Origin of the sequence: Vibrio metschnikovii CIP 69.14 (assembly GCF_000176155.1) — a bacterium.
In the GTDB taxonomy this organism is placed as follows: domain Bacteria; phylum Pseudomonadota; class Gammaproteobacteria; order Enterobacterales; family Vibrionaceae; genus Vibrio; species Vibrio metschnikovii.
Map to the genome: position 1 here is coordinate 74,047 of NZ_ACZO01000002.1, position 20,623 is coordinate 94,669.

Genomic DNA, 20,623 nt, shown 5'->3' on the forward strand with positions numbered 1-20,623 from the left:
TTTTGTTACAACCACAGGTAGAGGCTCTGACCGCAGAGGTCGTGGCCGAATATTTAACCGATCATCCCGATTTTTTCCAGCACCGGTCTCAATTGGTGGAACGCTTGTCCCTGCCACATCCACAGGCAGGGGCCGTTTCTCTGGTTCATGTTCAAATGGCCCGTCAACGGCAGCGGATTGAAGAGTTGGAAGAAGAGATCACCGCTTTAATGTCTCTTGCCGCCAATAATGATCGCACTTTCCATGAATTTATGGATTTACAAGAACAGTTATTAAAGTGTTCGAGTTTACCTGCCGTATGTCGAGCGATTGAAGCGACCGCGCAGCGACTTGGGCTAATGGCTTATCTGCGCTTAGTTGATACAACGCTGGCGGAATACCGCATCAACCAAGAGTCGTTGCAGCGTTTCTCAACCAATCATTTTAATGGCAAACAAGCCTATTTAGGTCGATTACGGCAAGCCGATCGCGGGTTATTATTTGGCGATCAGTGCGCGGCACCCGAAATGGGCTCTTATGTCGTATTGCCTCTTGGTCAGAATGCCGCACAAGGGATTCTGGCCTTTTCCAGCCCCGATGGTGGCCATTTTCAACCTTGCATGGATACGCTTTTTTTACGTCATTTGGCGCTGTTGCTGAGCCACTTGATCACCGTGTTACCTTGGCAATGTGATCGCCATGAGTGAAGAAACGTCGGTATTACCGAGCGGATTAGCTCAGCCGCTATTGCGCTTTTATGAGTATTTGCGCAGTGAGAAAGGTTTGAGTTTACATACTCAGCGTAATTATCAGCAGCAGTTACAAGCGATGGCTGGTCATCTTCATCATCTCGGTGTGAGTGAATGGCAACACGTCGATGCGGCTTGGGTTCGTCAGCTAGCCAGTAAAGGGATGCGCGATGGAATGAAAGCCAGCAGCTTAGCGACGCGTTTATCTTCTTTACGTAGCTTCTTTGATTTTTTAATTTTACGGGGTGAGTTGAGCGCCAATCCTGCCAAAGGAGTTTCTGCGCCACGAAAACAGCGGCCACTGCCGAAAAACCTGGATGTTGATGAGATGGCCCAGTTGCTTGAGGTGACCGACAATGACCCCTTGTCGATTCGTGATCGAGCGATGATGGAGTTAATGTATGGCGCTGGTTTGCGTTTGGCAGAGCTGGTGGCGATTAATCTTAAAGATCTCAGCTTTAGCCGCGGCGAGATTCGAGTGATTGGTAAAGGCGATAAAGAACGGAAAGTACCGTTTTCAGGGCAAGCCAAAGAGTGGGTGGGTAAATGGTTGAAGGTGCGTGATTCGCTATTGAAAGGCGAGGAAGTGGCGTTATTTATTTCTAAGCTCGGTGGTCGAATCTCGCATCGCAGCGTACAAAAACGCATGGCAGAGTGGGGGCACAAGCAGTCGGTGGCCAGTCATATCAGTCCTCATAAACTGCGTCATTCGTTTGCCACTCATGTGTTGGAATCGAGTAATAATTTGCGTGCCGTACAAGAATTACTTGGCCATGAGAACATTTCAACTACGCAAATTTATACTCACCTTGATTTTCAACATCTTGCTGAGGTGTATGACCAAGCTCATCCACGAGCCAAAAAGAAAACCAAGGAGTAGTTGATGCTGTTTTACCGTCAGTTAGGACCGATTCGAGCGATGAGCTTTGATTTGGATGACACCTTGTACGATAACCATCCAGTGATTGAGCGTTTAGAACAGCAGGTGACGCAATGGTTGCATCAGCAGCATCCATTGACCGCTAGCCAACCTAACGCATGGTGGGTAAGCCTCAAGCGGCAGATTGCAGTGCAAGATCCTTGGTTGCGCCACGATGTTACCCAGTGGCGTTTTGAGCAGGTAAGACAAGGATTGTTGCAGTTAGGCTACTCTGCATCTTTGGCGCAACAAGTCGCAGAAGAAACGATCCATGAAGTCTTACGCTTACGTAATTTGGTTGATGTACCACCAATGACACATCAGGTATTGAGTTCTCTAGCGGAAAAGCTGCCGTTGATTGCGATCACCAATGGTAATGTTGATGTTGAGCAAATTGGGTTAAGTGGCTACTTTCAGAGCGTACTGAAGGCCGGTCCCGATGGGCGAGCTAAACCTTATGCGGATCTTTTTGAGAAAGCGAGTCACAGGTTAGCGCTTCCGGCCAGAATGATTTTGCATGTTGGCGATCACTTGGTCACCGACGTGCAAGGGGCGAAGCAAAATGGTTTCCAATCGTGTTGGTATAATGATCAAGGTCTCACTTTGCGTGAAAACTCTCGTGCAACGGTTTTGCCTGATGTTGAAATTCATCGACTAGAGCAACTTAATCAATTGATTTCTTGAATAAACATTGTGATCTATATGGTTAATCATTAACGTAGTTGCACAAATGATACAAGTTGTATTCGCAGTCTGAGTTAGTGAGAGTATGTTCACAACATCGTTATTTTTTCCGGCACAATCTGAGGTTCCTGAATTACCTATTCATCACGCCTTGGCCAAGGCGGGTCAATTACTGATCCAATTAATGTCCAGTGAATCGATAGAGAAAGTTCAAGCATGGGTTGATAGATTATTGACCCTATATCCTGAGGCCAAGGTGATTGGTTTGAGCGCTGAACCGATGATTCATGATGGTCAGTTGTACCACGACGGTACGTTATTGATCTTCAGCCACTTTGCTAAGACTCAACTTACCTGCTCCGCGCAAGCGCTTTCCCACTCTGGAAGAAAAGACACCCAAGCGTTAATTGATGGCTTAATGTTACAGCCCGACTCTCAGCTAATGGTGTGTTTTGTCAGTCAAACTCACATTGATGATAAGGCGCGTTTTCATGCCTTGAATACCTTTGCTCCGGGGATTGTCGTCGCTGGGGGGTTAGCCACCGAAACGAAACAAGGGCAATGGGTGTTGCTCGGGCGACAGTTATATCATCAAGCGATGGTGAGTGTTGCTTTGCATAGCGAGAGCTTACACGTTCAAACTGGGGCTTATACGGAGTGGAATCCGGTTGGGCGAACCTTTCGGGTCACGGCTGCCAATGGCTGCATGGTACAACGTATCGATGATATACCGATTCGTCAATTGTATGACCGTTACTTGGGCAATGGTCAATCGGTACCGCTGGAGAGATTGAGCCATTTCCCGCTAATGAAAGGTGAGGCCACTTTACAAGACGTATACATGCCGCTTGCCGAACAAGATGGGAGCTTACTTTTTAATGCGCCATTAGCGGTAGGGGATGAGGTGCGGTTTTGTTTTGATCATCCATCGATAACCTTGGAACAAATCTCGATCGGTGCTGAGCGACTACGTGAATTCCAAGCCGAGCAAATCGTGATTTACAGTTGTACTTCACGTTTGGACTTTATTGCTGGTAACCAAGAACTGCTGCCTTTACAAAACCAAGCGGCCACTCATGGTGGCTATTTAGCGGGTGAGTGGTGGCATGACGGACAATCACAACGCATGCTTCATCACAGTATGACCTATCTCGCTCTGCGTGAAGGCACGCCAGCTCAGACTACGTTAAGCCCTGCCTATGTCACCAAACACGATGAAATTGCCCCGTTATTCAGTCTGATTCGTAATGCGTTAGATGATCTGGACGAGATGAATCGTGATTTGACCCAGAAGATTCAAGATCAAGCTTCCTTGCTTACCGCGAGCTATCGAGTCGATCGACGTACTGGTTTACCTAATCGAGTGGTGCTGCGTGAACGGCTATTACAGATGGTGAATGGTGAACATTTACTCGCGCTAAAATTGACCAACTTCCATCAGATTAATGAAAAATACGGTTATCAAGTTGGTGATCAGTTATTGGTTGATTTAACCGGCCATTTCCAAGATTACCTGACTGAACATCTGCTAGGCCTAAGTTCACTGTATGCGATTGGTGTTGGCGAGTGGGCGACGGTGTTTAGCGCTGATCGCGATGAAGAAGAGATTCATCGTCTGTTTTCGCAATTTGTTGAGCAGCTTGAGCATGTCAATTTTGAACCTTATGGTTTACCGGAAGTGGATTATGTTTCTGTTTCGTTGTGCGCGGGATTAGTCAGCCGTAAAGAATTTCCGGCTGAAGATGCGGATGATTTATTGCTACGCGCGATTGAAGCACGTCGACATGCCTTTCAGCGTAATCGGCATTTTTGCAGTGCGACGCGATTACGTGCTCAAGATGAATTACGTCAAAAACGATTGGGCTGGTTATCCTGTGTGAGCCGGGCGGTTTTGGATAATAATGTGTTGGTGTACGGCCAGCCGATCGTACATACTCATTCTCATCAACTGGCTTCTTATGAGTGTTTGGTGCGCATTGAAGACGACGGGGAGATTATTCTACCGGGACGATTTTTGCCGATCATCGAAGGCAGTCATCTTTACACGCGCTTAAGTCGGCAAATGATAAAAAGCACCTTTGATATCATGCGTGATCGTCATGAAGCATTTTCTATTAATCTCTCTCCGCAAGATTTAATGAGTGAACGCACGCTACTGCGTCTTGAGGAAGCCGTGAAATCGCTGGCTGATCCATCGCGAGTGGGGTTAGAAGTGCTCGAAAATGAACAGATTAAAGATTATGGCCAGATGATTGAAGTATGTGAGCACTTTAAGCGTTTAGGCGTGCGAATTATTGTTGACGATTTTGGCAGTGGTTACTCGAATATTGACGAGATTATTAAATTAGAGCCGCAAGTCATTAAGCTAGATGGCAGCTTAATTTGTAATATCGATCAAGATATTAAGCAGCGTAAAATTGCTCAGCAATTGATCAAACTTTGCCAAGTTTTGAATGCCAAAACGGTGGCTGAATTTGTCCATAACCAAACCGTCTGTCAGATAAGCGAAGACATGGGGGTTGATTACCTGCAAGGTTTTTACTTAGGTCAGCCTGTGCGCTTACGTCAGCGAGTGCTCGCGTAATCGATGGCCACTTTTGTCGGCCTGTAGGGTTTTCATAAATGTGTCGAGAAAATCGGTCAATGCCTGCGCTTGCTGAGGTTGGTGGATGTGCTTGAGCAATTCACTGGCTACCTCTAAGGTGCATAAATGTCCCGTTTGCTGGTTACGTCTTAGCTGGTAGTGAGAGGTTTGCATGGTCGTTAAATGGGCATGCGGTAGCGTTAACCATGCACTTTTACGCAGCATTTTTTTCGCTTCCTGCCAAGTGCCATCTAAGACAATAAAGTGAGGGATTTGCCCGTTATCTTGTGCATGTTGCAGATGCTGCTCGACAGGTTCACTGTGCTCACTGGGATAAATTAACAGCGAGTAATAGCCTGGATCATTGAGGCGTTCGAGCAAGGCAGGGGGCGGCGTGCGTCGCTGCCAGAGATAGTCTGCGCAATCGGGCAAGGCTTTAACCAGCCAGCGACCCGTATTGGTCTCACGTTGATATTCATTTTCATGCATCAGTAACGAGAGGGCTAATGGGCCGGTGAGCGATGGAACCGCAGAGCAAAGACATTGCCATTTGAGACCACATTCTAAGCAAGCCATTATAATTTCACTCCACTTTTGGGTGCTAATCCATCGGCAAACAGCGTGACACCGCTGATCTGTGTTGTTTGTGCCGGTTGAGCGCCGCGAGTGGTGACCGGATAGCTGATGCCATTATAGGCTAATTGATAATGCTGGGTTTGCTGATCACGTCTGAGAGGTAAAATCAGATCTTGCCAGCCATGATGAGCGAGCTTACCGAGTTGAAAAGGCGTGGCGACCTGATTGATACGGCTGTTAAAACGCCACTCACCGGCTTTTTGCTCGAAAATCAGTAAGGTGCATTGATCTTGCTGACACCAGTCCAGTTGAACGAGCAACTCTGGTGTTTGGTTGCCATTTAAGTCGTACTTCAACCAGCGATAATGGACATGACTTGGGTCGGTCTTGTGCAGAGCAAAATAGCGTTTGATCGCTTGGTCGACTTGCTCATCATAATCACCGCGAGAGGGGATAGACTGCGGACGGTCATTTAAGGTTGGTCGATGGAAGGTCGCTTGCTCGTCAGTGACGCTTTTGGCTTGAAAGAGCGTCAGGCCCCCTTCACTAATCGGATAGACTTGGTGGCCAATTTTTTCTTTATCAGCATGCAACTGGAAGCCATCACGGGTGTAAATCCGTTCTGATAATAAGTATTGCTGTTGATGGTGGGTCATGACTACTTGCACTTGCTTAGGATTGAGCTGTTGCCAATAACCTTTTTCAACCAGTTCCCGTTCGCCACTCAAATAACGATAGCGTGTGATGGCACTGTGATCAGCGTTCAGCTCTAGCGTAACGCCAAAGCCGCGTTGATCACTGGCACTTGCAAAATAGGTACCCGCCCAAGTTTGCGTGGTATCGACGTTGCTCAATGTTGCACAGCCTTGATAAGTGGTTGCGGATAAAGTTAAGGTTGATCGCCAACTGTAAAGCGTGTCACTCATGTTATCGGAGCAAACGGCACGCACTAAACTGAGCTGGCCTTCTGGAAACTGATAATGACGTTGCTGAGTCGACAGTTGGCTATTCTCAATCATAAAATGCTGTTTATCGCCGCCTAAAGGCTGAAATTCTAGCCCTTGAGGCGTGAATTGAATGGACCAAAACGGCTCCGTACCAAAAGCGCGGGTCGGACGTGAGGGATGCTGGCAGCGCTGAGGGTTTTCTGCGCTCAGCTGGTTGATCTGCTGGACGACAAAGCGTGCGGTATAATCACCATTAAATCCCGTTTGACTCGGTGGCATCAGATAACCGATGACCTCACCATAGAGAGCTTGATAAGGTTGATGAGCCACTGCTCTCGCTTGTTGTTTGAGTTCCGGTGATAAGTCTAACCAATACTGGTTATTGCTATCACAAGGGGTTAATGAGCTGACATCTGGGCCGAGAACGACTTCGCCACGCAGGATAAAGGTTTGCATTTTTACACTGGCAGGGTTATCGAGAGTCGCAGGGATCGGCTCCGAACTTGGCGCCACTGCTGATTGCTCAGGTGGTGGTGATGAACACGCTTGGATAGCAAGCAGCGCAAAAAGGGCGGCTAGTGTGGTTAGCTGCTTCATGTTCTCTCTTCCTCGTGGCAGAACATACAAAAATATAGGGCTTCATTATGGCATATTGGTTGTTTAAAACTGAACCGGATACCTTCTCTATTGACACTTTACGAACACAAAAGGTTTCGCCTTGGGAAGGGGTACGCAATTATCAGGCAAGAAATTGGCTACGCGATGCTGTCAAAGAAGGTGATAAGGTGCTGATTTATCATTCATCTTGTCAGAATATTGGTGTGGCGGGCATTGCGCAAGTGGTACGGGAAGCTTATGTTGATCATTTTGCATTTGATGCCAACAGCGCGTATTTCGACCCTAAATCGAGCCCAGAGTCACCGCGTTGGTTGATGGTTGATGTTGAGTTTGTACGTAAAACTCAACGTTTGATCCCACTGTCAGAGCTAAAACTACTGCAGGAACTGGCGGCATTGCCTTTGGTGAAAAAGGGGAATCGGTTATCGGTGATGCCACTCAGCGAGTCAGAGTGGCAAGCGATCATCGCCCAAGAAGGGGTGAAGGGTTGATATTGTTTATTGCTTTCTTTTGGAGCGAGTTATAAAGGGGATGAACACAACCAGAGTTAGGCGTGATTATCCCCTTTTGTTTGACTTCACGTGGTTTGTTGACAGCTATTGTTGGTTATGACCCAGTAAGTGCTGCTGTAGGTAATGAGCGACGGCGTCGTCGGCGTGACTGCCGATAACGGTGTTATTGGGTAAGGCGCGAAATACTTTTTCATGTGCCGTTCCCATCACTAATCCTTTACCTGCCATTGAAAGCATTTCCACATCGTTCATGCCATCACCAAACGCGATACAGTGTTCAAGTGTTAAGCCTAGAGATTGAGCAATCGCTTGTAGCGCTTCGCCTTTCGATACCTCCGCTCCCATCACTTCTAAACACCAAGGGGTTGAGAAAGCGACACTCAGCTGTCCGGCGAAATGTTGGTTAATTAAGTTTTCGTAGTGGACGAGCTGCTCATGATCTTGTTTGGTATTAGTGAAGAAGATTTTAGCGACGCCTTGATTCGGGGCTGCATTGACGTCAAAGACTTGATAAGTAAAGCCGGAGTCTTCGTGGAAATGGCGCAGTACTTCATCTTCACGATTGAGTAACCAGTCGTCATCGCGATAAATATGCACATAAATATCGTCATCGTGTTTGACCAGATCGATGATCGCTTGGACTAACTCTGCAGGTACATTTTTACTGTACAGTTCTTTGTCATGCTGATCATGCACACGAGCGCCATTTGAGGTGATCATATAGGCAGGGATGCCAGCAATTTCACGAATGCCAGCAACATCAATATGATGTCGTCCGGTAGCAAATACGAAAGTAAAACCTTGTTGATGAAGAGCGTGCAGCGTCTGCTTGGTGATTTCACTTAATTGATGGTTAGGCGCTAACAAGGTGCCATCGAGATCGGAAGCGACAATACGTACCGGTGTTGTTTGTTCAGTGGTCATAAAACCCTCGTTGTACTGCTAAAATGCCAAGGCATAACTGTGGCAGACTAGTGTAAGTGAAAATGATTGTCCAAAAGAGGGTAAACCTAGAACGGGTTCTTTTCCTCTATTGGCAAGGCGTGGTCATTATTGGGAATGCTGTGCAAAAAAAGCCAGGATTTTATCTAACACGGGAGTGCGGTAATGATCGCTTTCAAACAGTAACTCATGCCTTGCGCCATCAATAATCTCGATCTTGGCTTGAGGGTTGGTGCGTGCTAATTGCGTCATGAAGCGAGTTTGAGCGTGATTACTGACAATCGTATCTTGTCCTGCTTGCAGCAATAACAAGGGGAGACGAATACTTTTCATCTCTGTAAAGCAACGTTTAATCGCCAGTAGGCTTTGCCAAACCCAATGTGCACTTGGTCCCCCCAATTTTAGTTGTGGCTGTTGTTCATACAGCTCACGAAACCATTGGTAGCGAACAGCGCTGTGGGTAAGTTGGTTAGTGGCAAAAGGTTTTGGCAGATAAGCGCCATAGCCGGGAGCGTAATGGGGAGTCGCATAGGTAGCACTGAGCAGCTTGGTCAGAGTGAAGGCGATTGGCCGCAACTGCCAAGGCATATTGATCCCCAGCATGGGGGCGCTAAGTACAACCGCATCAAAAGGCTGGTTTGGATAACTTTCTAGGTAGCGTGTGGTAATGGCGCCGCCCATTGAGTGAGCCAACAGATAGCGTCGCGCGTAGTTTTGTAGTGGAAACCTAGTGATAAGTTCATCCATATCACGCACATAATCATCAAACTGCGCGACATAGCCCATTTGTGGGTCAGCAAGCAGTCGCTCTGACAGTCCTTGTCCTCGATGATCAAAAGAGTAAATATCATACCCTTGGCGAAATAAGTCATAAAACAGTTCTTGATACTTATACGCTGACTCAATACGGCCATTAACAATGACAATGACTTTATTATGCTGCGCCGCGGTAAGCGAGCACCAATAGAGCCGTTTATTATCCAACGTCAAGTGATAACCTTGCTGACGAGATTGCCAATATTGTGCGATATCGTGCTGCATCGCGTATTGAAATTGGGCTTCTTGAGTATAAGAGTTTTGCATGCGCTTATCTAATCTATGGATGATGAGGTGCCGTCTGCAAAGGACCGACTTGGCTAGCATAAGCCAGTCAACCAGAATTGCAATGCCTACCTGCAACGCCAAATCGTTTGTATTAAAGGCATGACAATATTGGTGCTGTGCCCATTCACTGTGTTAATGAATTTGTTCCGCCAATAAAAAAGACCGTGCGCTTATTCATCCTTGTCTTTGGGGAGGGAATACGCGCCGGTCAAAAGGGTGGTGATTATTTATGGATGGTTTAATGATTCAGTAATCGTGATCTGTTTAAACGGTGACTTCGGTTTATTGCAGCCAAGCGTTAAGCATCCAGACCAGTTTTTCTTGCTCGCGAATGTAGTCACCCATTTGTGCGCTGGTGCCTTCATCGCCGACTTCAGCGGCAAAAGCGAGGATCGCGCGTTGCTGAGTAATTAATGCACCAAAGCCGTTCACCAGCCCTTGCATGGTCGTTTGACCATCGGTGGCGTTAGTGTGTTCTTCAATTTCCGTGGCGTGTAAATAGGCGCTAAAACTGTGCAAGGGCTGAGCGCCGAGCGTTAAGATGCGTTCAGCTAACTCATCAATTTTGCTTTGCAGATCGGTGTAGATCTCTTCAAATTTACTGTGCAACTCAAAAAAAGCTTTGCCTTTGATATTCCAATGGTAACCACGAGTGTTCATGTACAGCACTTGGTAATTAGCCAATAACTGGTTTAAGGATGCAGCGAGTTGCTGGCTTTGATGACTGTCTAGGCCGATAAGATTGGTTTTCATACACTCACCTCATTAATATTTTTATAACGATCGATGGTAATCGATGACAAGATTTTGCTGTTTTGCAAACGTTGAAGCTATGTTATCGCCCGATGAGGTGTTAAGAAAATGGGTTGTGGGTATTGTTTTAATAGGTTAAACCGATGGAACTGGGTTGCGCTTTGATTGATGAACTCACCATTGACAGACGATTAGCTTTATTTTTACCTCTCTTTTAAATCCATCCGTTATAGTTATTTTTCTATTTTGGGTAACCCTAAGTCCATCAGTCTATGCTCTAGGGGGAGCGGGATTGTTGCTTATTCACCACCTCTAGAGCACGTTATGACTAAGCGAGTGATTTTTTTTGATTTATTGCGTTGTGTTGCTGCCGTTGCAGTGATTGCGATTCATGTCTTAGCGCCTTATCGGTCGATGATGGGGACCATTGCTGATCCACAATGGATCAGTGCGGTGACGATTAATGGCCTTAGTCGCTGGGCTGTGCCGATTTTTATTATGATTTCTGGCGCCTTGATGCTGAGCGACCCAAGGCCATTTGAGTTACGCTATTACCTTCAGCGAAGATTAGGCAAAGTGGTGGTTCCCTTTGTTATTTGGTCGCTGTTTTACGCTTACTTAAGCGGGTGGGGTATTCGCGGATTTGACCTCAACCTAGTAAAACAAACGTTGCTCGATAGCCCTCATCAAGAGACCTATTACCATTTAGGGTTCTTTTACTATTTTATCCCGCTGTATTTACTTATTCCTTGTTTACATTGGTTAGTCAATCGAGTTGATGATGGCTTTTGGTACAGTTTGGTGACGATATGGTTAATGACAACAGGCTTGTACTTATTCGGTATTGACGGGCCATGGAGTCATGAGATTTGGCTCTATAGCGGTTATTTGCCTCTAGGTTACCTGCTGTACCAAAAGCTGCGGCTATCGTCTTTTAGCCTATTATTAGTCGTCATTCTAGGCTCGTTTGCACTGTATATGACGGTCCAAGCGGTACTGGAATTGAGTCTGACACACGGACGGTATACGGTTGGGCGTTGGTTATCGTATAAAACGCTTAATGTCGTTGCTGCGGCGATCATGGTCTTTGTGTTGTGTCGCTCATTAGCTGAAAGATTACCAAGTGCAGTGCAGCGTTGGGTGGTGATCATCAGCCAGCACAGTTTGGGCATTTATTTATTGCATCCGATTTTCCTATGGCCAATGAAAACCTACGCATGGTATGACGGTCATCCCTTATGGGTCATCCCACTTTGGGTATTATTGAGTGGCGCGGGGGCATTACTCACCAGTTATGCTTTATCAAGGTCGACAACCACTCGTTGGTTACTGCCTTAAGTTTTCAAAGCAAAGTGGAGAAATTTTCGTCCTTGGTAGGTTAGTATGCCTTGATCGCCTGGATTTAAAGCGTGGTAGTAATGCGGGCCAATTTGAAATTCTCGTTTCGGGCCCAATGTCCCCTTTTGGACATAAATCCAATATTCTTGTTCCTCTTGTTCGGGAAGTGGGTTATCTATAATCACGATTTGTTTGTCTAAAACGGTGACGAAGGCGGTACGTTCAGGGGCATTTTCACCTTGAAAATGTTGACGAAAAAAACGACTAAATAACCATAAGCCAATCAATAATAGGGCCAGTATAGTTACGATAAGTAACAGAGAAGGTGACATGATATTCTCCGGAAAAACCGCTGAGCTAAACTCATTACGGGGCTCGATAGTAGCCAAAGACAAAGAGTGAAGACTGAGTTTACCGAAGTGGTTGACTTTAGGGGGAGTGAAACGAAATTGCGTGATTAACTCAGCATTGAACAACAAGATTTTTCGGTTGAGTTCACATTTTGGTGGTGAGATTTTTTCTGGCACGACAATTCAGTCGTGCCACGCTTGACGATCGGTAACAATAGGATCGTGGTAGTGTATACCCAAACCACTTGGAGTTGCAGGTAGGCAGCAAGTGAGTTCATCTCCATGAGCATAGACAGACTCTATGATTGGGGGTAACGAATGTAGCCAACACCGTTGCAGCTTCAAGTAGCAAGGGTATAAGCAAGGAGGCAGATATGTCCGAGATAGAACAAGTCGTATTACGAACGAGAAGATTAGAAACCTTATTGCGTCAGCATTATCATGCTCAAGGTAAAGGGTTACATCAGTTAATTTCTAGCTGCGAGGAGCGTTTACCGCATGATATTATTGAAAAGCTGAGATACATCGCTACGATTCGCAATAAAATTGTTCATGAAGATCATTTTCATTTGCCGGATAGGAAAGCGTTTTTACTTGCGTGCCTTCAGTGTGAAAAAGAACTCGCTCCACGTAGTGGGCGCTTTATTTGGCGTGTTGCTGTGATGCTGATGTTATTAATGACGATGGCGGCGGTAACGTTTTATTACCTGCATTGGGATGAGTTATCTAAGTTTTTCCCCCACTTTTTACCCAAGAGCTAGCACAGAGACTGAATCTTACGCTTTAGATTAGAGACTTATGCTGTCGATTAATAAAAATAAACCTTATCGATAAGTTAAGGAAGGCTAGCGGTATCGTTCGGTTTATCTGTTACTCATGTTAATAAAAAACACATATAAAAAAGGACACCTAGTGTCCTTTTTTATATGTGTTTTTTATTTTTTAAACAAAGGGTTAGTAAAGTAGTGGCAGTGTCATTAAGCCTACGATGACCGCGATCATTACCAATCCCTGTTTTTGAGATGAAGAAATCATAACACTGCTCCTTTGTTGTCTGTTTCATCTATGTAATCAGAATAGCTTGCTTTATTGACTTGATCAAGGGGATCTTGCTGAAAGCCTTGAAAGTTGGCTTTAAAGTGTGATGGTTTATCCGATTCTGGCTTGGTAAGGCGAGGTTTATGAGCTGGTTGTCTCTTATTCTTATTGGCAATGAATTATTCATTTTTAATTTAAGTTTTTGAATTTGTTGTTTTTTTTAATGTTATTTTAATGTTTGTATGATGTGTTTATTCTGGTTTTGGTGACTACTTGGCGAGTTTTGTCATTTTTCAGTTAATTGATGTTTTTTTAAGAATGAACCAATAGGTTAATGATATGAGTTATCATTTGTCTCTGGTTGGATGAGTCGATATTTGTTTTTTGTTGTTATTTTAATATGTTTTATTTTATTTTAGTTTAAGATTAATTTTTTCTGTATTTTAATTTTTTAAGTGTATGATTTTAATTGTTATTTTATTTTGTTTTTATTTTTTAACTTTGATTTTTTATGGGTTTCTGGTTGCTTTTTTTTGCTTTAAAACGATGTTTTTTATGTTTTGTTGGTTGTGTGTCGGGGCTTATTCAGTGAAAGAATAGTCAACAAGGTAGAAATGCTGATAAGTTTTCAATGGTAAATTTACCGCTATCGAATCGCAATCAAGATCCAATTTTTGCAGTTCACTTCTGGACTTCATGGATGACATGCCTACACTGGCGGCAGAATTGATAAGAGGTATCGACATGTGGAGCTGGATTTCTGTGGCATTATCGGGATTCATCAGCATTTCTGCGTTGGAAAACCATCATAGACGGCAAGCCGTATTGTTTAAAATGGTCAGTTTAGTGCTATTACTAGCGATGATCACTGAACCACTATTTTCTCGCTCTATGCCTGCAATATGGATAACAATCGGCCTAGTTATTGCTATGTTGGCGGATGGATTACATACGTTTCATTTGCGACCTAAATTGTGCTTTTTAGGCTTTCTATTTGCTCAGCTCTGTTATAGCAAAGCATTTTGGATTCAATTATCCGGTAATATGGTGTGGTGGCTGCCCGCTTTATTGATTGCAACCAGCATTGTGACTTTTTTTCTTCTTCTGCCACAAATCGATACTTTACTTTTTCCGGTTACGATAATGGGGCTGGTGCTGGTACAATTAGCTTGGGCGTCCGGTGAGGTATTGCTGCAGCGCCCCTCTTTGGCATCTTTGGCAGGGTTTGTTGGTAGCTTACTGTTTATTTTATCGGCGTTATTATTGGCTATTCATGATTATCGACACTCTTTACCTTGGGGACAGTACTGGATTTCAGGGAGTTATCTGCTCGCTCAATCTTTGATGGTCGCTTCTGTTGTTTTACTTTTTTAATTCAACCTTTCCCTTGCCACGGACATACCCATTTATCACACCCTGTGTCTATTGAGGTTTTATGGAAATTTTATCGGCGGCAACCATGTTATTTTTGATCATGGATCCGCTGGGTAACCTGCCTGTTGTGTTATCCATTCTTAAGCATCTTGATCCTAAACGTCGCCGTAAAGTGCTGATCCGCGAACTATTCTTTGCCTTAGTGATTCTGATGCTATTTTTGTTTGCAGGGCGATCGATTCTCGGTTTCTTGCATGTTCAGCCTGAAACCTTGAGTATTTCTGGCGGCATTATTCTGTTTATCATTGCGATTAAAATGATTTTTCCCAGTGCGGGTAGCATTACAGGCTTAGCGGCAGGAGAAGAGCCATTCTTAGTACCGATGGCGATCCCTATGATTGCAGGGCCCTCTGTCATTGCCGCGCTACTTTTACTTTCAACTCAGCATCCCCAACATATGCTTGAGCTCTCTGCGGCGGTGATTCTTGCCTGGTCAGGAACTTTTGTTATTTTAATGTTCTACAATTTTTTCCATCGTGTATTGGGCGAGCGGGGGTTAAAAGCTGTCGAACGCTTAATGGGCTTGTTACTGGTGATGATTTCGACCCAAATGTTCCTTAATGGTGTGAAAAGCTACATGGGCATGGCGTAATCGAGAGCGGATAGCTCCGCTCCCTATCAGTGCTATTTATCTTGCACCATTAAATGATAGCGATCGTCGGTGACGTACGTTATACCGACGTCGCTTGTCTGAGGTATAAACGGTAGCACACTTGGCCAGCGGTTTTTTCTCGATGCAGTTGCCAGTTGTCAGGTAGCTCATTCAATGAGAGCTCTTTTTCACATTCAATATAAATAATCGCTTGTTCTGCTAACCAGCCGTTGGATTCAAGTAACGGTACAACGTGGTTGATCAAGCCTTGATGAAAAGGAGGATCAATGAAAACGACATCATAGGCGCTGGCGGATTGTTTGAGATACTGCAAAGTATCGCCATGCACAGCATTGATGTTATTGGCTTGTAAGCGAGCGATGTTACTCTTTAATTGATGATAGGCTGCCCCGTTGAGTTCGAGCATGGTCACTAGGTTTGCTTGACGGGAGGCGCACTCAAATCCCAAACTGCCTGAACCGGCAAATAAATCTAAACATTTTGCTTTTGCGATGTCTTGCGCTAACCAATTAAACACGGTTTCTTTGACTCGGTCAGTGGTGGGTCGCAAGCCCTGTGCGTCATGCACGGGCAATTTTCGGCCGCGCCATAATCCACTGATAATGCGAACATGACCACTGGGGAGGCGTTTTTGTGATAGGGTTTGCGGGCGACGTTTTAGCATAGATTTTTTGACCGTGAATTAAGTGTTACTATATGACTGATCTATTTAGCTTGTATGTAAACATTGAGATAAATAGCCAGCAGAATTCAATATTATGACAAAGTTTATCAAGCGAACGAGAAAGTTTTCACTGCTTTGTCATTTTTCTTTTCTTAAAAGGATAATCTTGCAAGAAAAGAGTCATCGTTATGTCAAATTCAGGATAGCTCCCAATGACGGAAAAAAAGAAACGTGGCTTATTGTCATGGTTAGGGTTTGGGGATGAACAACCAAACACAACAACAATAGCAGAAGAGAAAGAATCAGAGTCAATAACCGAAGCGGAGCGTACCGCTTTAGAGACATCGACCTTACCCGTTGAGCAAGAAGCAGCCAGTTTAGACGCTTTTTTAGAAACAGAAACAGAAACAGAAACAGAACAAATACCGCCTAGAATTCAAGAGCAAGAAAAACCGAGTGAAAGCTTTTTTGTGCGTCTTAAACGGAGTTTAAGTCGTACTAAAGCAAATATCGGCGCTGGCTTTTTTGGGTTGTTTCAAGGTAAAAAAATCGATGATCAGCTATTCGAAGAGCTTGAAGAGCAATTATTGATGGCTGATGTAGGAATGGAAACTACGGTTAAAATCATTACCAGTTTAACCGAAAAAGCGTCTCGTCAGCAGTTGCGTGACGGTGAAGCGCTGTACGCGTTATTAAAGCAAGAAATGGCAGAAATGTTGGCCAAAGTAGAAAAACCGTTGCAGATTGATAGCCAAACCATGCCTTATGTGATTTTAATGGTCGGTGTTAACGGGGTCGGTAAAACCACAACGATTGGTAAGTTAGCCAAACAATTCCAAGCGCAAGGTAAAAAAGTCATGCTGGCGGCAGGGGATACGTTTCGCGCCGCGGCTGTTGAGCAATTGCAAGTCTGGGGAGAGCGTAATCACGTTCCGGTTATTGCTCAACATACGGGAGCAGATAGCGCTTCGGTGATTTATGATGCGATTGAAGCTGCTAAAGCTCGAGGTATTGATGTGGTGATTGCTGATACGGCAGGTCGACTACAAAATAAAGCCAATTTAATGGAAGAGCTGAAAAAAATTGTCCGTGTAATGAAGAAAATTGATCCGCAAGCGCCACACGAGATCATGTTAACCCTTGATGCGGGAACCGGACAAAATGCCATTAGCCAAGCCAAGTTGTTTAGCCAAGCCGCGCCACTCACCGGGATCACTTTGACTAAATTGGATGGCACCGCGAAAGGCGGCGTTATTTTTGCTATTGCTGACCAATTTCAAATACCCATCCGTTATATTGGCGTTGGTGAGGGGATTGATGATTTGCGTCCGTTTGTTACCCAAGAATTTATCGACGCGCTATTTAGCCGAGAAGAGTAACCACTACGGTGTTGAATCCGGCGATCATGCATGGCTGACCGGCCTGCCTGTCGCCGTTAATATTTTTAGCCAGCGATGTGTTATGTGTCATAGAGGGATCACGGGTGATTAAGTTTCAACAAGTCAGTAAAGCTTATCGTGGCGGTCGGCAAGCGTTACAAAAAGTCGATTTTCATCTGCGTCGGGGTGAAATGGCTTTTTTAGGCGGACACTCTGGAGCGGGTAAGAGCACCTTACTTAAGTTGATCTGTGCGATTGAGCGTCCCAGTGACGGTAAAATTAGTTTTAATGGTCATGATATTACTCGTATTCCTAACCGCGACATTCCTTTTTTACGGCGCAATATTGGAATTGTGTTTCAAGATCATCGCCTACTGATGGACAGAACGGTATTTGATAATGTCGCTTTACCCATGCGTATCGAATCGATTGCAGAGCAAGATATCAAGCGGCGCGTTTCAGCAGCATTAGATAAAACCGGCTTACTAGACAAAGCCCGTTGTCTACCTAGCCAATTATCGGGCGGTGAGCAGCAACGCGTTGGTATTGCTCGCGCGGTAGTGAACCGGCCGACCTTATTGTTGGCGGATGAGCCGACAGGTAACTTAGATCCTGATTTATCGAATCGTATTTTACGGCTCTTTGAAGAATTTAATCGCGCAGGTGTGACGATTTTATTGGCAACTCATGATATTAACTTGGTGCAATCTCGACCTCAGTATCGTCATTTTGAGTTGAACCAAGGCTTTTTGAGTGAGGTGGAAGAGTATGGTCAGCAATAAAGTCAATCCTAAAAAACGCAGCCAGCCTTATCCCAGAGCCCCGCGAGACAGCTTTATTACCACTCATAGTAAGCAAGCCAAAATGGCATTTTCGGCATTATGGCAACGTCCACTGGGTAATTTGCTTACATTAGCGGTGATCTCAATGGCGCTAGCGTTACCGGCCAGCTTATATCTATTGACGAAAAATATCGCTTCGGTTGCGGTGAATGTCACCAGTCCTTCTCAAGTGAGTGTTTATCTTCAACAAGGGACACCTGAATCGCGGGTGATGATATTAAAAGATCAGTTAGAAAGTCGCCCTGATATCGCTTTGGTTGATTATATATCCCCACAGCAAGGTTTAGCTGAACTCAGTCAATATGCTGGGTTTGATCAGGCCATTAGTTTACTGGATGAATACGCCCTACCAGGGGTACTCGTCATTACTCCTAGTGTTGAAGACAATCAGCAAATCAAACGGATTGCTGAGGAGGCTCGTCAGCAAGCCAACGTTACCGATGTCAGATTAGATGAAGATTGGTTAGCGAGGTTAGATGCGATTCGACATTTAGCGATGATCATCGTGGTTAGTCTATCGATACTGATGTTGTCATCGATCTTTTTGATCATCGGTAATACTTTGCGTTTTAATGTTCAAGCCAATAAAGATGAGATTCAAACCATGAAACTGATTGGCGCGACGGACAGTTATATTCTACGTCCCTACCTGTATTCAGGGATGTGGCTTGGTTTGCTGGGTAGCTTATCCGCTTGGCTGTTAACGGCTTTAGTAACCATTATCCTCAATGGTGCTGTGGCTGAATTAGCGACACTTTATGATAGCCGTTTTCGATTGATTGGCCTTAATTGGGATGAGTCGTTATTGCTACTGATGCTAGGAACTCTGTTGGGGTGTTTGGCGGCGCGTCTTTCTGCGCAGCGGCATTTAAAAGAAATTGAACCGCTATAAAATAGCGCGGTCTTATTGATCGGCTCCCAGAGCTGAGAGTAAAATTATCGGCAATCAAGGCTTGAAACCAATTCATTTTCGGTTCAAGATTGTCAGGTTAAAATTAACTCAAAATCACAGATTGATGAGGATTTGAATGACTAACCAAGCGTACCCAATGGCTCTTATTTCACAAGATAGCTTAGATAGCTACATCCGTTCAGTCAGCAGCTACCCAATGCTAACGGCTGAAGAGGAACGTGAACTGGCTGAGCGGTTGCACTACTCAGGTGATATTGAAGCGGCGAAAACGTTGATCTTATCGCATCTTCGATTTGTTGTTCATGTTGCTCGTGGCTACTCGGGTTATGGGTTACCGATTGCGGATCTTGTTCAAGAGGGAAACATTGGTTTAATGAAAGCGGTCAAACGCTTTAACCCAGAGGTCGGCGTAAGATTGGTCTCCTTTGCGGTGCATTGGATCAAAGCCGAAATTCATGAATACGTGTTACGCAACTGGCGTATCGTGAAAATTGCGACCACTAAAGCGCAACGCAAATTGTTTTTTAATCTACGTAAATCGAAAAAGCGTCTCGGTTGGTTTAATAACGGTGAAGTTGAAACCGTTGCTCGTGAACTCGGGGTTGAACCTGCTGAAGTTCGAGAAATGGAATCTCGTTTAGCGGCGCTCGATTCAACGTTTGAATTTTCTGCTGAAGATGACGACAACCCGAATGCTTACACTGCGCCAGTGCTGTATCTGGAAGATAAGCAATCGGATTTAGCGGAAAATATCGAAGCGCAAAACTGGGAGAATCATACCAATCATCGCCTTAGTTTAGCTTTGGCAAGTTTGGATGAACGTAGTCAGCATATTGTGCGCTCTCGTTGGCTGGATGACCAAAAGGCGACCTTGCAAGAATTAGCGGATCTTTATCAAGTTTCTGCTGAGCGGATTCGCCAGCTAGAAAAGAATGCGATGAAAAAGCTCAAAGAGGCGGTCGGTGATTTTTAACCGCTAGACAATCAATGAGCAGAAAGCCGAGATCAATCGATCTCGGCTTTTTTATTGGGATCGAAAACAGTGATCAACACCGGGTCGATTTTCTGTGGATAACTCTGTGATGAAAAGTATCACGAATGATCATTAGTGGCGATAAATCAAGGCTTGAACGCTGTTTTCTATTTGGGGATATGTTTTTCTTACACACAGAAAAATAAAGATCATCACAACATGTAGTGGATCATTTTCTCTTGAGATACCTTATCAACGCAATCCACAGAATTATCCACAATATAATGCGTGAAGATTATTGAGCATAACCCCACAGTCGTTATGTACTTGTTCAATGTGGGTTAGGTTACAATGTGTGCTAACTAATTATGGCTTAACGAGAATCACTTCATGGACCCATTTCAACATATTGATGTTATCAGTGCACAACAGTTACTTGAACAAACGGAGGCCACGCTGGTTGATATCCGTGATCCGCAGTCTTTTGCGTTAGCTCATCCTCGGGATGCGTTTCATTTAACCAATGACACGCTCAATGCTTTTATTAAAGAGCATGAATTCACACAGCCCATTTTAGTCATGTGTTACCACGGTATTAGTAGTCAAGGTGTGGCTCAATACTTGGTTAACCAAGGTTTTGAACAGGTGTATAGTATTGATGGAGGCTTTGAAGCCTGGCATCACGCTCATTTACCGACAACAACGAGTTAAC

Annotated in this window: 21 protein-coding genes; 14 read left to right on the top strand and 7 right to left on the bottom strand. The window is 44.7% G+C overall.

What is annotated here, in order from left to right:
• The first annotated feature begins 2 nt into the window (after nucleotides 1-2).
• From VIB_RS00385 to VIB_RS00400, 4 genes are all read left to right on the top strand, one after another.
• Nucleotides 3-686, top strand: coding sequence for a DUF484 family protein (locus VIB_RS00385; protein WP_004393921.1), 684 nt, complete (start codon nucleotides 3-5; stop codon nucleotides 684-686).
• Nucleotides 679-1,608 carry a tyrosine recombinase XerC gene (gene xerC / locus VIB_RS00390; RefSeq protein WP_004393922.1) on the top strand — a complete coding sequence of 310 codons (930 nt, stop codon included), beginning with the start codon at nucleotides 679-681 and terminating at the stop codon, nucleotides 1,606-1,608. The genes VIB_RS00385 and xerC overlap by 8 nt, the downstream gene beginning before the upstream one ends.
• A gap of 3 nt (nucleotides 1,609-1,611) precedes the next feature.
• Nucleotides 1,612-2,331 (top strand): 5-amino-6-(5-phospho-D-ribitylamino)uracil phosphatase YigB, encoded by a 720-nt coding sequence (yigB, locus tag VIB_RS00395; protein ID WP_004393923.1) that lies wholly within the window; start codon nucleotides 1,612-1,614, stop codon nucleotides 2,329-2,331.
• 85 nt (nucleotides 2,332-2,416) lie between these two features.
• Nucleotides 2,417-4,915: a bifunctional diguanylate cyclase/phosphodiesterase gene (locus VIB_RS00400; protein WP_004393924.1), complete on the top strand. Its 2,499-nt coding sequence runs from the start codon at nucleotides 2,417-2,419 to the stop codon at nucleotides 4,913-4,915.
• Here VIB_RS00400 and VIB_RS00405 read toward each other — a convergent pair.
• Both VIB_RS00405 and VIB_RS00410 read right to left on the bottom strand, forming a co-directional pair.
• Complete coding sequence (locus VIB_RS00405) at nucleotides 4,892-5,497, bottom strand: tRNA-uridine aminocarboxypropyltransferase (protein ID WP_115152672.1); 606 nt, start codon at nucleotides 5,495-5,497, stop codon at nucleotides 4,892-4,894. The genes VIB_RS00400 and VIB_RS00405 overlap by 24 nt on opposite strands.
• The gene (locus VIB_RS00410; RefSeq protein WP_004393926.1) at nucleotides 5,491-7,035 is read right to left on the bottom strand and encodes a COG3650 family protein; all 1,545 of its coding nucleotides are present in this window, start codon (nucleotides 7,033-7,035) and stop codon (nucleotides 5,491-5,493) included. Before VIB_RS00410 ends, VIB_RS00405 begins: the two co-directional genes overlap by 7 nt.
• Nucleotides 7,036-7,082: 47 nt before the next feature.
• Between VIB_RS00410 and VIB_RS00415 the strand changes: the two genes are divergently transcribed.
• Nucleotides 7,083-7,547 (top strand): EVE domain-containing protein, encoded by a 465-nt coding sequence (locus tag VIB_RS00415; protein ID WP_040903590.1) that lies wholly within the window; start codon nucleotides 7,083-7,085, stop codon nucleotides 7,545-7,547.
• 105 nt (nucleotides 7,548-7,652) lie between these two features.
• Here the strand turns inward: VIB_RS00415 and VIB_RS00420 are convergent, their stop codons facing one another.
• The 3 genes from VIB_RS00420 to VIB_RS00430 all read right to left on the bottom strand — a co-directional run bounded on the left by VIB_RS00420 (nucleotide 7,653) and on the right by VIB_RS00430 (nucleotide 10,367).
• Nucleotides 7,653-8,492: a Cof-type HAD-IIB family hydrolase gene (locus tag VIB_RS00420; RefSeq protein WP_004393928.1), complete on the bottom strand. Its 840-nt coding sequence runs from the start codon at nucleotides 8,490-8,492 to the stop codon at nucleotides 7,653-7,655.
• Nucleotides 8,493-8,618: 126 nt separating this feature from the next.
• Nucleotides 8,619-9,593: an alpha/beta fold hydrolase gene (locus VIB_RS00425; RefSeq protein ID WP_040903592.1), complete on the bottom strand. Its 975-nt coding sequence runs from the start codon at nucleotides 9,591-9,593 to the stop codon at nucleotides 8,619-8,621.
• A 303-nt stretch (nucleotides 9,594-9,896) separates the two neighbouring features.
• Nucleotides 9,897-10,367 (bottom strand): Dps family protein, encoded by a 471-nt coding sequence (locus VIB_RS00430; RefSeq protein ID WP_004393930.1) that lies wholly within the window; start codon nucleotides 10,365-10,367, stop codon nucleotides 9,897-9,899.
• Between the two features lie 324 nt (nucleotides 10,368-10,691).
• Between VIB_RS00430 and VIB_RS00435 the strand changes: the two genes are divergently transcribed.
• Nucleotides 10,692-11,705 (top strand): acyltransferase, encoded by a 1,014-nt coding sequence (locus VIB_RS00435; RefSeq protein WP_004393931.1) that lies wholly within the window; start codon nucleotides 10,692-10,694, stop codon nucleotides 11,703-11,705.
• Here VIB_RS00435 and VIB_RS00440 read toward each other — a convergent pair.
• A complete protein-coding gene (locus VIB_RS00440; protein WP_040903622.1) occupies nucleotides 11,702-12,037 on the bottom strand; it encodes a DUF2500 domain-containing protein in 336 nt (111 codons plus the stop codon). The genes VIB_RS00435 and VIB_RS00440 overlap by 4 nt on opposite strands.
• A 392-nt stretch (nucleotides 12,038-12,429) precedes the next feature.
• Between VIB_RS00440 and VIB_RS00445 the strand changes: the two genes are divergently transcribed.
• The 3 genes from VIB_RS00445 (at nucleotide 12,430) to VIB_RS00455 (ending at nucleotide 15,119) form a co-directional block, all read left to right on the top strand.
• Nucleotides 12,430-12,816, top strand: a complete 387-nt coding sequence (locus tag VIB_RS00445; RefSeq protein ID WP_040903595.1) for a hypothetical protein — start codon at nucleotides 12,430-12,432, stop codon at nucleotides 12,814-12,816.
• Nucleotides 12,817-13,831: 1,015 nt separating this feature from the next.
• Complete coding sequence (locus VIB_RS00450; protein WP_224214358.1) at nucleotides 13,832-14,467, top strand: lysoplasmalogenase; 636 nt, start codon at nucleotides 13,832-13,834, stop codon at nucleotides 14,465-14,467.
• Nucleotides 14,468-14,528: 61 nt separating this feature from the next.
• Complete coding sequence (locus VIB_RS00455; protein ID WP_004393933.1) at nucleotides 14,529-15,119, top strand: YhgN family NAAT transporter; 591 nt, start codon at nucleotides 14,529-14,531, stop codon at nucleotides 15,117-15,119.
• Nucleotides 15,120-15,198: 79 nt separating this feature from the next.
• Here the strand turns inward: VIB_RS00455 and rsmD are convergent, their stop codons facing one another.
• Nucleotides 15,199-15,804: a 16S rRNA (guanine(966)-N(2))-methyltransferase RsmD gene (gene rsmD, locus VIB_RS00460; protein WP_004393934.1), complete on the bottom strand. Its 606-nt coding sequence runs from the start codon at nucleotides 15,802-15,804 to the stop codon at nucleotides 15,199-15,201.
• 212 nt (nucleotides 15,805-16,016) lie between these two features.
• Between rsmD and ftsY the strand changes: the two genes are divergently transcribed.
• From ftsY to glpE, 5 genes are all read left to right on the top strand, one after another.
• Nucleotides 16,017-17,183: a signal recognition particle-docking protein FtsY gene (ftsY, locus tag VIB_RS00465; RefSeq protein WP_004393936.1), complete on the top strand. Its 1,167-nt coding sequence runs from the start codon at nucleotides 16,017-16,019 to the stop codon at nucleotides 17,181-17,183.
• A gap of 104 nt (nucleotides 17,184-17,287) precedes the next feature.
• Complete coding sequence (gene ftsE, locus VIB_RS00470; protein ID WP_004393937.1) at nucleotides 17,288-17,965, top strand: cell division ATP-binding protein FtsE; 678 nt, start codon at nucleotides 17,288-17,290, stop codon at nucleotides 17,963-17,965.
• Nucleotides 17,952-18,917 (top strand): permease-like cell division protein FtsX, encoded by a 966-nt coding sequence (gene ftsX / locus VIB_RS00475; RefSeq protein WP_004393938.1) that lies wholly within the window; start codon nucleotides 17,952-17,954, stop codon nucleotides 18,915-18,917. Before ftsE ends, ftsX begins: the two co-directional genes overlap by 14 nt.
• A gap of 136 nt (nucleotides 18,918-19,053) precedes the next feature.
• Nucleotides 19,054-19,911 (top strand): RNA polymerase sigma factor RpoH, encoded by an 858-nt coding sequence (rpoH, locus tag VIB_RS00480; protein ID WP_004393939.1) that lies wholly within the window; start codon nucleotides 19,054-19,056, stop codon nucleotides 19,909-19,911.
• Between the two features lie 390 nt (nucleotides 19,912-20,301).
• Nucleotides 20,302-20,622, top strand: coding sequence for a thiosulfate sulfurtransferase GlpE (glpE, locus tag VIB_RS00485; RefSeq protein ID WP_004393940.1), 321 nt, complete (start codon nucleotides 20,302-20,304; stop codon nucleotides 20,620-20,622).
• Nucleotide 20,623: the final 1 nt, after the last annotated feature.